The organism is Thalassotalea sp. G2M2-11, assembly GCF_017168195.1.
GTDB lineage: Bacteria > Pseudomonadota > Gammaproteobacteria > Enterobacterales > Alteromonadaceae > Thalassotalea_E.
Genome location: NZ_JADNYL010000004.1, coordinates 279,865 through 295,260, shown reverse-complemented (window position 1 = coordinate 295,260; position 15,396 = coordinate 279,865). Strand labels below are relative to the sequence as shown.

12 protein-coding genes and 1 riboswitch are annotated in these 15,396 nt (G+C 40.7%); of the genes, 5 read left to right on the top strand and 7 right to left on the bottom strand.

What is annotated here, in order from left to right:
- The first annotated feature begins 2 nt into the window (after window positions 1-2).
- The gene (locus IV514_RS15265) at window positions 3-1,223 is read left to right on the top strand and encodes a DUF418 domain-containing protein (protein WP_206486171.1); all 1,221 of its coding nucleotides are present in this window, start codon (window positions 3-5) and stop codon (window positions 1,221-1,223) included.
- Here IV514_RS15265 and thiE read toward each other — a convergent pair.
- From thiE to thiC, 5 genes are read right to left on the bottom strand one after another with little or no spacing between them, the layout of a single operon-like run.
- Entirely contained in the window at window positions 1,220-2,707 is a 1,488-nt protein-coding gene (gene thiE / locus IV514_RS15260; protein WP_206486170.1) for a thiamine phosphate synthase, read from the bottom strand. The two genes, IV514_RS15265 and thiE, sit on opposite strands and share 4 nt — an antisense overlap.
- A gap of 4 nt (window positions 2,708-2,711) precedes the next feature.
- Window positions 2,712-3,512: a thiazole synthase gene (locus IV514_RS15255; protein ID WP_206486169.1), complete on the bottom strand. Its 801-nt coding sequence runs from the start codon at window positions 3,510-3,512 to the stop codon at window positions 2,712-2,714.
- 2 nt (window positions 3,513-3,514) lie between these two features.
- A complete protein-coding gene (gene thiS / locus IV514_RS15250) occupies window positions 3,515-3,727 on the bottom strand; it encodes a sulfur carrier protein ThiS (RefSeq protein WP_206486168.1) in 213 nt (70 codons plus the stop codon).
- Window positions 3,696-4,922, bottom strand: a complete 1,227-nt coding sequence (gene thiO / locus IV514_RS15245; protein ID WP_206486167.1) for a glycine oxidase ThiO — start codon at window positions 4,920-4,922, stop codon at window positions 3,696-3,698. Before thiO ends, thiS begins: the two co-directional genes overlap by 32 nt.
- A 4-nt stretch (window positions 4,923-4,926) precedes the next feature.
- Complete coding sequence (gene thiC, locus IV514_RS15240) at window positions 4,927-6,891, bottom strand: phosphomethylpyrimidine synthase ThiC (RefSeq protein WP_206486166.1); 1,965 nt, start codon at window positions 6,889-6,891, stop codon at window positions 4,927-4,929.
- Between the two features lie 76 nt (window positions 6,892-6,967).
- Window positions 6,968-7,117: riboswitch (TPP riboswitch) on the bottom strand.
- Window positions 7,118-7,251: 134 nt separating this feature from the next.
- Here thiC and IV514_RS15235 point away from each other — a divergent pair.
- The 3 genes from IV514_RS15235 to IV514_RS15225 all read left to right on the top strand — a co-directional run bounded on the left by IV514_RS15235 (window position 7,252) and on the right by IV514_RS15225 (window position 11,224).
- Window positions 7,252-8,931 carry a M1 family metallopeptidase gene (locus IV514_RS15235; protein WP_206486165.1) on the top strand — a complete coding sequence of 560 codons (1,680 nt, stop codon included), beginning with the start codon at window positions 7,252-7,254 and terminating at the stop codon, window positions 8,929-8,931.
- A gap of 216 nt (window positions 8,932-9,147) precedes the next feature.
- A complete protein-coding gene (locus IV514_RS15230) occupies window positions 9,148-10,107 on the top strand; it encodes a tetratricopeptide repeat protein (RefSeq protein ID WP_206486164.1) in 960 nt (319 codons plus the stop codon).
- A gap of 229 nt (window positions 10,108-10,336) precedes the next feature.
- Entirely contained in the window at window positions 10,337-11,224 is an 888-nt protein-coding gene (locus tag IV514_RS15225; protein ID WP_206486163.1) for a tetratricopeptide repeat protein, read from the top strand.
- Window positions 11,225-11,235: 11 nt separating this feature from the next.
- Here IV514_RS15225 and IV514_RS15220 read toward each other — a convergent pair whose 3' ends face one another.
- Complete coding sequence (locus IV514_RS15220) at window positions 11,236-12,867, bottom strand: methyl-accepting chemotaxis protein (protein ID WP_241242400.1); 1,632 nt, start codon at window positions 12,865-12,867, stop codon at window positions 11,236-11,238.
- Between the two features lie 394 nt (window positions 12,868-13,261).
- Here IV514_RS15220 and IV514_RS15215 point away from each other — a divergent pair, with 394 nt between their 5' ends.
- Window positions 13,262-14,743, top strand: a complete 1,482-nt coding sequence (locus IV514_RS15215) for a carboxypeptidase (protein WP_241242421.1) — start codon at window positions 13,262-13,264, stop codon at window positions 14,741-14,743.
- Window positions 14,744-14,869: 126 nt separating this feature from the next.
- On the opposite strand, the gene IV514_RS15210 is transcribed toward IV514_RS15215, so the two are convergent.
- Entirely contained in the window at window positions 14,870-15,310 is a 441-nt protein-coding gene (locus IV514_RS15210; protein ID WP_206486161.1) for a hypothetical protein, read from the bottom strand.
- Window positions 15,311-15,396: the final 86 nt, after the last annotated feature.

Genomic DNA, 15,396 nt, shown 5'->3' with positions numbered 1-15,396 from the left:
AAATGACAACAACACTAACTCAGCCTATTAACGAATCCGAAAGGATAGTTACCATAGACATTATACGGGGCGTAGCATTGCTCGGTATTTTAATTATGAATATCCAGTCTTTTTCAATGATTTTTTCTACGTATAGTAACCCTCTTGTATTCGGTGACTTAACCGGGGCAAACTTCTACGTTTACTACTTATCGCACTTGTTTGCCGATCAAAAGTTTATGACGCTCTTTTCACTATTGTTTGGTGCAGGTATTGTCTTAATGGCGAATAATGTCACTAGCAAGCAAGGAAATCCAACCGCAATTCATTATAAAAGAATGGGAATTTTAGCGGTTGCAGGGCTGATGCATGCTTATTTACTTTGGTATGGTGATATCCTTTTTGCGTATGCCATTGGCGGTATGATTGCCTACACGGCTCGTCATAAGTCTCCACGCTTTTTAATTATTTTAGGTTTTTTCTTAATCACATTATGCTCATTAATCATGTATGCGGCGGGTGCTAGCTTGCCTTATTGGGAGGCAGCTGATCTGGAAAAAATGCAGCACTTCTGGTCGCCAACGGCCGAAGCCATCAAACAAGATATGTTAGCGTATCAATCTTCTTGGCTTGATCAAATGGACAAACGTCATGCAATGGCGGCTGAAATGCAAGCTAACCTGCCTTTTTATCTGACGCGTGTCATAGGTATCATGCTAATTGGTATGGCCTGTTTCAAAATGGATTTTTTTGGTAAACGCTATTCCAATTCATCGTTAACAATAACCGCCGTTTTAGCATTGGCGACTGGCTTAAGTCTAATAGTGTATGGCAATCAGTTAAATTTTACTGCCAATTGGCAATTAGAAAGCATGTTCATTGGCTCACAATTTAATTATTGGGGCAGCTTATTAGTCGCATATGCTTATATGGCGTTATTAGTGATTTTTTGCCGCTCAAATGCTTTGCCTAAAGTCAAAAATGCATTAGCAAATGTAGGCAGAATGGCATTAACTAATTACCTTTCTCATACAATTATTTGTGGTTTTATTTTTTATGGTTGGGGCTTGGGCTTGTATGGCACAGTGGATCGCACCACACAAATACTGGTGGTATTTGCCATCTGGATATTCCAAATTGCATTTTCGACATTTTGGATGAATCGCTTTCGTTTTGGACCATTTGAGTGGCTATGGCGCAGTTGTACTTATGCACGCCTACAGCCGATGAAAATAGCCAATTAAATCAGCATACGCTGAAAATCCTGAACCACCTTTTCGGGATTTTCAGCTTCGGTGATCGCCGTGACCACCGCAACTGAATCAACCCCAGTTTGCCAAACGTCAGCAACGCGTGAAAGATTAATACCGCCAATCGCGACAATAGGGATATCGCTTGCCAATGATAGAATCTGTCGCAAATTATCCAGCCCTTGAATTTGTCCGGTCATATCTTTGGTTTTTGTCGGAAAAATTGCGCCAATCGCTAAATAAGAAGGTGTTAACTGTTGGGCCAATAAAAACTCATAACAACCATGTGTACTGATCCCTAAACGTAATCCAGCCTGAGCAATCGCAGGCAAATCGGCATCAATCAGATCTTCTTGGCCAATATGAACACCATATGCCCCATATTCAATTGCCATTTGCCAGTGATCATTAATGAACAAACGACAATCATAACGATGACTTAACTCAACCGCCGCTTTGATTTCATCTCGCAGCTGGGTATCCGATCGATTTTTTAAACGCAATTGAATAATGTTAAGACCTAATGGCATTAAACGCGCCAGCCACTGAACAGAGTCGACCACAGGATATAGGCCTAATGCTTGTTCACCATCACGTTCAATACCTAGACGAGGAAAGTTCAACTGACCGCTGTGTTGCTCCATTAATGGGGTAACCACCTCAGGATAGTATTCACCAGCTGCTGGCCATAAAGTTTGCTCAAACGCACCATAATAGCCAATACGTCCTTGATGATATGCCAACCCTTGCTGAATAAATGCTTTAGTTAAGGTAAAGGCATCTCGCAATAAGTAACCTTGCGCTAAAAATGTGCTGAGCGCACTGGCAAAACTACAACCACTACCATGACTATAATCAGTTGTTAATCGTTCAGTTACTAACTGATAGACGGCATAAGGCGCCGTAGTATATGCATAATCAAGGCACTGCAGGCTTGATGTATGCCCTCCCTTTATCACCGCCTGTTTGATACCACTCTGTTGTAACTGTTGTGCTAACTGAGCCATCTCGTTACTGGTAGATTGTGTGATTTTTTTTGCTTCAACAATGTTTGGTGTTAATACATCAATATACTGGAACAATGTTGATAGTTCAGTCGGCGATAATGTCGACAATTGTCCACCGACACTAGCTTGACCGACAGGATCAAACACCACCACTAGGTTGGGTATATCAGCTTTTAATTGCTTAAGTAAGGTGACTAACCAATCAAGTTGCGAGCTGTTCGCCACTAAGCCTATTTTTATTGCTTGTGGCGGCTTATCTACGATTAATGCTTGTGCCTGTTGCGCCAAAATTGCAATATCTACGGGATGAATGGCTGTCACTTCTGTGGAGTTCTGTACCGTATTAGCAGTGATCAAATGGCACAACTCTCCTCCTAATTTATGAACTGTTTTAATATCAGCGGCAATACCGGCGCCACCTGAACAATCGGCTCCAGAGATTGACCAAATAATAACTTTCGTCTGCTTCATAGCACTACCCCCTAGATTGATGCCAAAAGGGCGTGTCTAAGGTAGGCGTGCTTGGATGCGCGGTTTGCCGTTGTTCCATGATTCCGCCCACATAAGCTTGCTCTCCGGCTTGTAATGCTAAAGCAAATGCTTTTGCCATCACAACAGGCGAATCTGCCAGTGCAATGGCAGAATTAAGTAGTACTGCATCATACCCCATTTCCATGGCTAAACAGGCGTCTGATGGCTTACCGATACCAGCATCTAAAATCAATGTCGCCTCTGGTAAGCGCAAACGGATAGTTTCAAGATTGTATGGATTTATTAACCCTTTTCCCGTTCCTATCGGTGAAGCCCATGGCATAATAACCTGACAGCCTAAATCATACAGGCGCTGGCATAACACTAAATCATCGGTGCAATAGGGCAAGACATTAAAGCCATCTGCTAATAGCTGTTCGGTGGCACTTAGAAGCTCAATGGGATCGGGCTGTAAATTATAATCATCACCGATCACTTCCAGCTTGATCCAGTTGGTTTGGAAAATTTCACGGCTCATTTTCGCTAAGGTAACCGCTTCCTTTGCTGATTTACAACCAGCGGTATTCGGTAACAGATAGCCTTGCTGTTGATTAACAACTTCCTGAATATATTGCCAAATTTTGGCTCCCGCTTGTTGCGCAGGATTTTGCCGTTTCAATGATAAGGTAACCACTTGCGCACCACTGGCAAGAATTGCCTGTTTCATTATTTCAGGAGATGGATATAAGGCACTCCCAATCAATAAACGACTATTTACTGATGTGCCATAAATGGTTAATGACATCACTAACCTCCTTGAATTGGAAACAGCACATCCACACTGTCTCCCTCTTGTAGTTGAGTGTGGGCATATTGCGCTTTGGCAACAAAATCACTATTCACTGCCACAGCAAAGCTTTGCTGCTGATCATTTTCGGTCAAATACAGCGCTAACGCATGCTCGAGCGTCATTGGCGGCTCGGCTAATTTAGTTAATTGACCATTGAGATAAATGTTCATTGAAACTCGCTTCACTTTGATTAATAGGTAGCCAACGGCCATAAGGCGAATCGGCTTGGCTAATCTTGTCTTTGTTAAACATTTGATTAAGTGCATAGTGCACCTGCTTTAACACTACAGGGGCAATTAGAAAACCATGGCGATACAAGCCATTGACTTGCAAAATACGTTCATTCACTAGCACCTTAGGCTGATTATCACTAAAAGCAGGGCGAAGCTGGCTAACATGCTGTCTGATATTGGCTTCCGCAAATCCTGGGTGCACACTATAGGCAGCACTCAGTAGTTCCATCGATGAGCGAACGGTCATCGGCGCGTTGTCTTCACTTTCAATTTCGGTTGCCCCCACCACATAATAGCCGTGAGTTTTAGGCGCAATATACAGTTGATACCTGGGATGCATTAATCGAACAGGGCGATGAAGGTGTACATCTGGGGCAAATAACTGAAATAATTCGCCGCGAACGGCACGTAAATCAGCTAATGGCAGTGCACGCTCGGTGCTTTGCGATGCACGTGCACCACAACCACGACAATCAATCACATAATCACATTCTAACAACTGTTGCTGCTTACCTTGTTGGTAGCGTACTAAACTATGATTGCCTTGCTGATGAATACCGTCTACTTGGGCCTGCTCATGCCAAGTGACCCCCAAATGCTGCAACTCTTGTGCTAAAGCAATTAATAACTTCCGGTTACCGATTTGCCCTTCTTCAGGTAAATAAAGCCCTCGATGGAAACTGCGCCCAAGTTCAGGCTCTAATGCGAGCAATTGCTCTCGGTTTAATGATTGACATTGATGCTCAGGGTAGTGACTTGCCAAAAAGCGTACATAACGCTGATAATGATCCGCGTCTTGTTCATGACTCACCATCAACGCGCCTGCTTGCTGAAAAAAGGTGTAACCGCTTAGCTGTGCCAACAACTTAGGCCATAACTTAAGTGATTCAAACCCCATTGCCACAATATTCGCTTCACAGTGCATCGCTTCACCCAGAGGTGTTAACAAGCCTGCGGCTGCATAAGCCGCGCTCTGTTTAGCTAAGCGGTTGTCTTTATCAAGTAATGTTACTTGATGACCAGAACGCGCTAATTCAGTTGCCAGCATACGCCCTAACAATCCCGCACCAACTATAGCGATATGATAAGAGTGAGTGCGAACACTCACACTTGCTTGACTATCGTTGCCCATGGCATTACTTCACTTGCTGGTAAATTTCACTACCTGTGGCTTTGAACTCTGCCGATTTTTCAGCCATGCCAGCGATTGCTTGTTCTAATTTTTGAGGATCTGTTGATAGCGTTTCATCCAATATCTTCACTTGAATTTGCTCATCTAATTCCAATTTAGCGGCATAATCACGAACATCTTGGGTGATTTTCATTGAACAAAACTTGGGACCACACATTGAACAAAAATGGGCGATTTTTCCAGACTCTTGTGGCAAGGTTTCATCATGATATGCCCGAGCACGCTCTGGGTCTAAACCGAGATTAAATTGATCATGCCAACGAAACTCAAAACGTGCTTTTGACAAGGCATTATCACGAATTTGCGCACCAGGGTGTCCTTTCGCTAAATCTCCTGCATGAGCAGCAATTTTATAGGTGATCAATCCCTCTTTTACGTCCTCTTTATTGGGTAAGCCTAAATGCTCTTTTGGGGTGACGTAACACAGCATAGCGCAGCCATACCAACCTATATTTGCTGCACCAATGCCAGAAGTAATATGATCATAACCAGGCGCAATATCTGTGGTTAACGGCCCTAACGTATAAAAAGGGGCTTCGTGACAATGGTTAAGTTGCTCTTCCATATTGGCTTTGATCATGTGCATTGGCACATGGCCTGGCCCTTCAATCATCACTTGCACATCATGTTGCCATGCAATTTTAGTTAACTCACCTAAGGTATGTAACTCACTAAACTGTGCTTCATCATTGGCATCGGCAATTGATCCTGGACGTAAACCATCTCCTAATGAAAACGCCACATCATAAGCTTTACAAATCTGACAAATGTCTTCGAAGTGAGTATATAAAAAATTCTCTTTGTGGTGCGATAAACACCATTTCGCCATAATCGAACCGCCACGAGAGACAATACCCGTCACGCGTTTTGCCGTCATAGGTACATAACGTAGTAACACCCCAGCATGAATGGTAAAATAATCGACACCTTGCTCTGCTTGTTCAATTAAGGTGTCACGAAATACTTCCCAGGTCAGATCTTCAGCCACGCCATTCACTTTTTCTAACGCTTGATAAATGGGCACAGTGCCAATAGGTACAGGAGAATTTCGAATGATCCATTCACGTGTCTCATGAATATAGCGACCCGTCGATAAGTCCATCACAGTGTCGGCTCCCCATTTAGTTGACCAGACAAGTTTTTCTACTTCTTCTTCAATGGATGAACTGACGGCTGAATTACCAATATTGGCGTTCACCTTGATCAGAAAGTTGCGACCAATGATCATTGGTTCACTTTCAGGATGATTGATATTCGCAGGAATAATGGCACGACCTGAAGCTACTTCTTGACGAACAAATTCAGCCGTGATTTCCTCTGGAATATTCGCGCCAAATCCTTCCCCCTGATGTTGCTGGATTAACACCTCATCCTTTAATTCGGCACGCTTCATGTTTTCACGAATGGCAATGTATTCCATTTCAGGGGTAATAATGCCTTGCCTTGCATAATGCATTTGCGTGACATTTTTGCCTGCTTTTGCTTTGCGAACCTTTGGCAAATTTTCAAAGCGAATATGATCTAAGCCTTCATCTGCTAGTCGTTGCTGTGAGTAACCTGAACTCGCGCCTTCTAATACTTCAGTGTCAGCACGCTGAGCAATCCAGTCAGCCCTTAATTTAGGTAGCCCTTGATGAACATCTACCGTCACACTCGGATCGGTATAAACACCGGAGGTGTCATAAACACGTATCGCCTCATTCGGCTCGAAAATAGGGTTCTCCTCGCTACCACCGACAAAGGTGTCACCTACGGAAATTTCCCGCATTGCCACCTGAATATCATATTGCTGGCCAGCAACATAAACTTTTTGAGAGTTTGGATAGCTTTGTCCTGAGACGTTTTGAATAAATGCTTGTGCTTGTGCTCGACGCTCACGGCGCGAAAGTGGTGTAGCTTGTTGTTTCATGGTATTGCCTTTTTAGAATGCAAAAGTGTTACAAATAAAAAGACGGAGTGTAGAGTGGAAAAGCCCCCTATGATTTCAGGCGCTTTACTTTGTTCCCTTACGCAGATATTAGTCTGATCAGGTTCTACGGATCCCGCTAATGCGATCTCAGCTTTATCTTTATTATCAACATCCATAAAATACTGATGAATGTATCAATAAACACAAAGCACTCCGACAAGTGTTGGCCGACAATTTAAGAGAATATTGTCCGAGATGCAAGTAAATAAGCGACAATTCTTGCTCATCCAACGCATAACGATATACATTATACGCGTTTTATTGTACTGATAAGCCAAGTTCAACATAAGAAGAATTACCATGAAATTACTATCAAAATCAGTTGTTATCGGTGCGGCTCTCGTCTGCTCACAACTTAGCTCTGTAAGTTTTGCCGATAATTTATTGGGCACCGCTAATAAAGGTTCTCGCCAAGATGTACTTAGAGGCGCTATTACCCCTGAAAGAGCCTGGTGGGATTTAAGTCATTACGATTTAGCCATTCAGGTTGATCCGAAAGCGCGTACCATTGCCGGTAGCAATACCATGACCTACCGTGTATTGGCACAGCAAAAAGATTTACAAATTGAATTACAAGCGCCAATGACGCTGAATAAAGTGACTCAAAATGGTAAAACACTCACCGTTAAAAAAGATGGCTACAGTTATTTCATTCAACCATTAACAGGGCAAAAAATAGGTTCTGAGCAAACAATCACACTACATTTTTCGGGTACTCCAAGAGTTGCAGAACGCGCACCTTGGGATGGTGGTATTACCTGGAGCAAAGATGAAAATGGTCTCGACTTTATTGCCTCCAGCAACCAAGGCATTGGTGCCAGCATTTGGTGGCCGAATAAAGATCATGGCTATGATGAGCCCGATAATGGTGTTGATATCCGCGTAGAAGTGCCAGAACATTTAGTCGATGTCTCTAATGGTCGATTAATTAACACCACACATAATAAAGCCGCAAAAACCAAGACCTATCACTGGCGAGTAGTGAACCCAATTAATAATTATGGCGTTAACATTAATATTGGCGATTACGTGCATTTTGGTGAAAAGTATCAAGGTGAAAATGGTCAACTTGATATGGATTATTGGGTGTTACGTGACAATTTAAGCAAAGCGAAAAAGCAATTTAAAGATGCCAAACGCACTATAGAAGCGCTCGAATACTGGTTTGGCCCTTACCCCTTTTATCAAGACAGCTATAAGTTAGTTGAAGCCCCTTATTTAGGCATGGAACACCAAAGCTCTGTCACTTATGGTAATGGTTACCAAAATGGTTACTTAGGGCGTGACCGTAGCGATGCAGGCCCCGGCATGTTATTTGACTTTATCATTGTCCATGAATCAGGCCACGAATGGTTTGCCAACAATGTCACCAGCAAAGACATTGCTGATATGTGGATCCATGAAAGCTTTACCAACTACTCTGAAAGTTTATTTCTTGAATATCATTATGGCAAAGAAGCCGCATTCAAATATATTCGTGGTCAACGTATCAATATTGCTAACCAACAACCGATTATCGGTCAATACAATATCCATAGCGAAGGCTCCAGTGATATGTATGATAAAGGTGGCAACATGCTTCATACCATTCGCCAAATTGTCAATGACGATAAAAAATGGCGCAATATTTTACGAGGCATAGGTAAAACTTTCTATCATCAAACGGTGACAACAAAGCAAATTGAAGACTTTATCAGTGAAAAAGCCGGACAGGATTTAAGCCCGTTTTTTGATCAATACTTACGAGATAACCGTATTCCAACATTGGAGTATTACCTGAAAAAAGATAGCATCCGCTTCCGTTGGAGCAACGTAAAACCAGGGTTTAATATGCCTGTGCGCGCCTTTATCAATGGCAAAGCGACCTGGATAACACCGACAACTAGATGGAACGAACTTGAAACGCAGGTTAGTGAGAACAACTTTACTATCGATAGTAATTTTTATATCTCGACCTTAAACTTGCAAGGAAATAGTTAAAACAGGTGAAAATGATTGCAGCATCTATCAGGCGGATCTCCATTAGATGCTGTATCCACTGTCAATAAACTTAGCGCAGTTTCGTTTATCTCTCGGTTCAAATTCAGTTGTCTCACAACATTTGAACCGAAATCACTGCTAATCCAATGTTTTTTGTTGAACTATAAGGCTATTTGAGTGATATTTAAATGAACATACGAAATGTATCGATAGTAGATGAAACAACATAAGCAAGCTCATGTTATCAATATCATATTTACTTTAATTTGTTTTAACACATTTCATGCTTATGCAATCGCAACCCCCCCTTATAATAACGAAATTACACTGAAAAAAATCTCCGCAACCTGTGTAAATTCGCCTTATAATTGCCTGAAAAATATCGATAGATTGTTAGATAATACGTCACCCAATAGTCGGATTTTTTTTGAACTATTACAGTACAAATACGAAGCACTATTTAATTTACAAAAAACTCAAAGTTTATATAAAGAAACCAAACAATGGCTTAACCAACCTGAGCTACCTTTTTTATTCCAGATTTCTAATGCCATTTATTTTGCCAAAACAGCCATTAGACTGGAACTAATAGAAGAAGGAATGGAGAGTTATCAGTTTGCTAAGTCGTTACTGGGCCAAATGAATAAAGAGTATCCATCCCCTATCAGGCTTGTGCAATTTGCCAATTTACAAATGCAAATTGACGAATTCGAACAAGCATATGAATTACTATCATCATTAAAACAAAAGTATGCTAATAGTCCTGATGCCTACTTTATGCTTGAACTTAATGGCAACTTAGCGCATGCAGCAAATCAATTGGGCAAAAAAGAGCTAGCACTTTTACAATGGCAAGAAACAGTGAAGTGGGCAGAAATATATGGTAATCAACAACAATTAGCTGTTGTATTATTTAATCTCGCCGATATTTATGAGCAACTAAAGCAATACCCCAAAGCTGCGAATACATTTGCTAAAGCAAATACAATAGCAACACAAGCAGGTGATACAATTAAAGCAAATCAAGCAAATTACCATTTAGTGCGGGTTTTCATTAAACAAAGGCAATATTGCCAAGCAAAAACCTTGTATCAAAGTATCGATGTAAACATTTTGCCTAATAAAGCTATCTATCCATTTACATCTATCCAAAGTCAACTCACATTGTGTCAATAAAATACACAAACTCATTCATTGTTTTATCATATAGCCTTTTGATTTCATTAATTAATAACACATATGTACAAAAACATGTAAAGTTTAGTGCTTTTTATTATTGCTAATTTCCCCTACTTCCATATTATTAACGGTACGGAGTCGTTTCCATCAAAAGTAGTAAATGCGCAGACTAAAACACATTAATTTTAAATATATAGCTATATTTAAGTTATGTCTTTGCCAACTAATGTTTAGTGCTCAGACATCGGCAAATACCAACTTTACGATGATTAAGTCTGTCTGTCAGAAATCCCCTTTTGACTGCATTGCTAAGGCAGATGATTTTTTACAGACGGTTTCACCAAAAAGTCGAATCTTTTTTGATGTTTTACAGTATAAATACGAAGCATTATTTAATTTACAATATGATCAACAGCTTTATGATGAAACCAAGCAATGGATAAATAACGAACAGTTACCCGTTTTATTTCAAATTACCAATGCCATATATTTTGCCAAAACTGCCATCGCGATGGGAGATAAACAAGCGAGTAAAGCACAGTATTTAAAAGCTAAACAGTTACTTGAGCAACTGAATGAGCAATACCCTTCACCCATTCGTTTGGTACAGTTTGCTAATTTACAAATGGTGCTTAAAGAACATCAACAAGCCTATGAGTTATTACTTAGCCTCACCCAAAAATACCAACATAGCCCAGACAGCCACTTTATGTTGGAGTTATTTGGCAACCTTGGCCATGTCACTGACAAGTTAGGCAAACATGAAGAAGCCGTTAGCTATTGGCTAAAAGCAATAACGTGGAGTGAAGTCTATGGTAATACACAACAAATTGCGGTGGTCAGGTTTAATATCGCCAACAGTTATATGCAGCTGAAACAATACCAAGAGGCGGCTGAACATTATGAAAAAGCACTCGAATTAGCACTCACTGCGCAAGATATAGTCAAAGCGAATATGGCACGATTTCGTTTAGTACAAGTGTTGATCGAACAAGACAAACTATGCCACGCAAAACAGCTGTTCGAACAAATTAATGAAGAGGTATTAGCAAGCAGAGCCGAATTCAAGCAGCCAACGGCATTAACCAAGGTACGCGACTGTCAGCCAAACTAAATTTTAACCCGCTAAGTTGCTTTAAAACCTAAACGAAAACCGCCCCAATGCTTACCATTAACAAATATGGGAGCCGAGACATCATGCATGATTTCACCAGTATCACGCTGATATGTTTGCAATAAAAACTTCTGTTGATGGCTACCACAGCGCCGTCCAGTGGCATCATCAAAAATTCGCTTAGTACGATTATGGATCATATCGATCTGATAATCGCCAGTCAGTGGCTGTGAAAAGCAGTTATTATGGGTAGGAAAATAACCGTTAATATCGACAGCGCCAGCATAAATTACCTGTTTATGTTCAGTTAAAATCGGCTCTTGAATGTTAGGTAATAGCTGATCGGTAAAACGGTCAAAATCCGTGCTATATTTTTGCGGATCCGTCCCTGCAATTTTACGATAGTTAAAATTAAACAGCGCTTGTTCGGTGATTTCACCACTCTTAATTTTATCAGCAAATAATTGGCCAACCTTTGATGCAGATTGCTGAGCAATCTTTGCCATTTTATCGGTGATAGAGTGAGTATCAAAATCAGTCAGTTCAACAAATATCGCTTCGGTACAATTGGCGAGTTGCTCACTTTGCTCAGACGCCTGTTGCGTTTCTTGGCCTTTGGTTAATAAAAAATCATGTATGTTAGTAATTGCCGAAGAAATTTCATCAGTGGTGGCATTATGTTCTTGTAGCGCGAAACTAATTTGATCACTTGCCGATGAGGCTTCTGCCATCACTTGATTGGTTTGCAGCAATGAATCAGATAAATTTTCCATCTCTTCAACGACTTGTTCACTTTGTTTCACTACCGCACTCATCACCTGCGTGCTGGCATGTGTTTCGCTACTCACTTGCTTTAACATTTGCGCAATTTGTTCTGTTGCATCTGCCGTTTTACCCGCTAGCGCTCTAACTTCATCGGCAACCACAGCAAAACCTCGCCCTTGTTCACCCGCACGTGCCGCTTCAATCGCCGCATTTAAGGCGAGTAAATTCGTCTGTTCGGAAATAGCATCGATCACATTGGTAATATTTTGAATTTCAGTGGCTTTTTCAGCCAGAGAAGTAATTTTATCTGACGCAACAGCCACATCTTCATTTAGCCGTTTGATGGTAACGACATTGCCAGACAATAGTTCAACCCCCTGCTGAGTTGAGGTCATTGCTTGATTTGCCTGCTGTGATGCTATCGAGGCATTATCATTAATTTGGTTAGTATTTGAAGACATTTGTTCGGCAGCGGTTGCCAATCGGTCAACATCATCACTTGATGCCTGAATCGCTTTTGCCAACTCACCAAGAAAATAGCTTACCTGAGCAGAATTTATCGCTAACTCACTGGCCTTTTTGTCAATACGTTCGCCCGATTGAGTAATGTTATCTTTTAATTGCACAATCGCTTCAGCAATATTCTGTTCAGTCAGCGTTACTCCCAATACCCTCATTGCTGTATATTGATGATTTTTCGACCGCTTAAGTGAGAGTAATTGATAACTGACTATCGCTCCAAGAAAGAGAATAAAGAACAACAGTAATTGCCCCAACAAGGATTCACCCAGTAGTGGTGAAACAATGTAATTTACCAACATAGCAAAGCTAGCCATCATGGCAGCAACTAAAATAACGACAGGTTTCATTGCAAGCATAACTTTTCTCTAACTGATACACTTTCATCATATCGAGAGACAAAGTAAAAAGGTATTCGACTAAGGTCGGCAACTTTTAATAAATCAGATAGTTAACCTCAGGTTTGTATAACAAATAGTGCTATGTTCAATAAAAGAATAACTTAACAGTATCTTAAATTTCTAGCTTTATCTTATTGTTTGAATTCAAGGCTTTTTGGAGCAGGAATAGCTGCTAGAAACACATGACTTATGCAAAGCTGGGGTTAGTTATATTGCTGCCCAACGCATATAACCCCATATTGAACTAAAATCTCTGACAAAAAATTATCTATACGCTAGTGTATAGTTAGTTTTTTGTCTGCCACAATAATAGGAAAAATCCATGCAAACAAAGTTTTTAGCCCAGCTTGTGATGCTGGTATTATTTTTTGCGACAAGTACTGCTTTTGCTAATGAACGAAAATTAGCAATCGATACCAGTAATACCACTAAACATACCACTAAGATCAACGGAAAAAAAATCGCCTACACAGCAACAACGGGCACCCAACCAGTATGGGATAGTGAAGGCCAACCTACCGCAAGTTTATTTTATACCTATTATCAGCGTAGCGACATTAAAGACAGCAGCACACGCCCTTTACTGATTTCTTTTAATGGTGGACCAGGTTCAGCTTCGGTGTGGATGCATGTCGCTTATACAGGACCGCGTGTGCTAAATGTCGATAGTGAAGGCTATCCATTACAACCATACGGGGTAAAAACCAACCCTTATTCTATTTTAGATGTAGCTGATGTCGTATTTGTTAACCCAGTCAATACCGGCTATTCAAGGGTATTACCTGATAAAGAAGGCAAAATGCCATCAAAAGACAAACAAAAGAAAATGTTTTTTGGCGTTAATGCTGACATAAAATATTTAGCCGATTGGATCACCACCTTTGTTTCCCGCAATAATCGCTGGCGTTCGCCTAAATATCTGATTGGCGAAAGCTACGGCACTACCCGTGTTTCAGGCTTAGCGTTAGAATTACAAAATCGTCAGTGGATGTATTTAAACGGTGTCATTTTAGTGTCTCCAACCGACATCGGCATTAAACGAGACGGCCCAGTAAAAGCCGCTAATCGTTTACCTTATTTTACCGCTGCCGCATGGTACCACAAAGCGTTAGCACAAAATCTTCAAGCGCAAGATTTGGCTGAATTATTACCGCAAGTTGAACAATTTACCATTAATCACTATTTACCTGCACTTGCCAAGGGCGCTTTTATAAGCGAGCAAGAAAAGCAGACAATTGCCGAACAAGTCGCCACATACTCTGGTTTATCTACACAAGAAGTATTACGCAATAATTTAGCCATAGAGACCAGTTATTTTTGGAAAGAGCTGTTACGTGAGCGTGAGCAAACTATCGGTCGATTAGATTCACGTTATTTGGGCATTGATGAAAAAGTTGCAGGCTCGCGCCCAGACTACTACGCGGAATTAACCTCGTGGCTTCACAGCTTTACCCCAGCGATCAATTACTACTTGCGTGAAGAACTCGACTATAAAACTGACATTAAATACAACATGTTTGGTAATGTCCATCCTTGGGATCGCACCAATAACCACACCGGCGAACAGTTGCGCCAAGCCATGGCGCAAAACCCTTATTTACATGTCATGGTTCAGGCAGGCTATTATGACGGCGCAACCAATTATTTTGATGCTAAGTATACCTTATGGCAACTTGACCCGAGTGGCAAAATGAAAGACCGCTTATCTTTTAAAGGCTATCGAAGCGGTCATATGATGTATTTAAGACAACAAGACTTAAAAGCTGCGAATGAAGATATTCGTACCTTTATGAAGGCATCACTGCCTAGTCAACAAACGCCTGCTAAATACTAGGGCGTGTTGTTCTTTGGTCGGAATTTGCTCCACAACCTACATTCAGTATCTTTAGCTAATAAGCAATAAAAAGGAGGTGATTATTCACCTCCTTATGTAATGAAACCTTAAACAAATAACTGACCGTTATTTTATCGTTTGTGTATAAAACTCCGCAAAATATTTACCGCCTTTAATCTCGATAATTAATCGCAATTTTTGGCTATTACCTTTATCCGCAATTAAACTGCCCAGCGGTGTTTCACGTTTCCAATAATAAGGATTATCTTTCATTCCCAGCTGATAATGAGTAGGTTGATCATGTTCATCAACAATAAATATAGTGGCGGTATCTAATGGGTAAGTGGCATTAACCGTAGTAATGCCATTGCTGTCCATTACATTCACTTCAAATTCACCCGACTTTAAAATGCATTTTTCATTCTTGACATCACAATGACCAAAAGGCACTAACTCGATGATCTTAGCTTGGCTGGCTTCATGCTCTAAATACATATCCGATAAAATATAACCACACAAAAGAAGAATGGGGGCAACAAAAATAGCAACCTTGACGTGTCGGTTCATGGTTTTTCCTTTAAAATTCAATGTTTTTTATGCTGGTATTATTTTGTTTAACAAACTCAAAAACAAGAGAACTAAGCAAAATAATA

Coding starts and splice junctions, on each gene's coding strand:
- IV514_RS15265 (WP_206486171.1), top strand. CDS start 3: ATGACAACAACACTAACTCAGCCTATTAACGAATCCGAAAGGATAGTT.
- thiE (WP_206486170.1), bottom strand. CDS start 2,707: ATGAAGCAGACGAAAGTTATTATTTGGTCAATCTCTGGAGCCGATTGT.
- IV514_RS15255 (WP_206486169.1), bottom strand. CDS start 3,512: ATGTCATTAACCATTTATGGCACATCAGTAAATAGTCGTTTATTGATT.
- thiS (WP_206486168.1), bottom strand. CDS start 3,727: ATGAACATTTATCTCAATGGTCAATTAACTAAATTAGCCGAGCCGCCA.
- thiO (WP_206486167.1), bottom strand. CDS start 4,922: ATGGGCAACGATAGTCAAGCAAGTGTGAGTGTTCGCACTCACTCTTAT.
- thiC (WP_206486166.1), bottom strand. CDS start 6,891: ATGAAACAACAAGCTACACCACTTTCGCGCCGTGAGCGTCGAGCACAA.
- IV514_RS15235 (WP_206486165.1), top strand. CDS start 7,252: ATGAAATTACTATCAAAATCAGTTGTTATCGGTGCGGCTCTCGTCTGC.
- IV514_RS15230 (WP_206486164.1), top strand. CDS start 9,148: ATGAAACAACATAAGCAAGCTCATGTTATCAATATCATATTTACTTTA.
- IV514_RS15225 (WP_206486163.1), top strand. CDS start 10,337: ATGTTTAGTGCTCAGACATCGGCAAATACCAACTTTACGATGATTAAG.
- IV514_RS15220 (WP_241242400.1), bottom strand. CDS start 12,867: ATGCTTGCAATGAAACCTGTCGTTATTTTAGTTGCTGCCATGATGGCT.
- IV514_RS15215 (WP_241242421.1), top strand. CDS start 13,262: ATGCTGGTATTATTTTTTGCGACAAGTACTGCTTTTGCTAATGAACGA.
- IV514_RS15210 (WP_206486161.1), bottom strand. CDS start 15,310: ATGAACCGACACGTCAAGGTTGCTATTTTTGTTGCCCCCATTCTTCTT.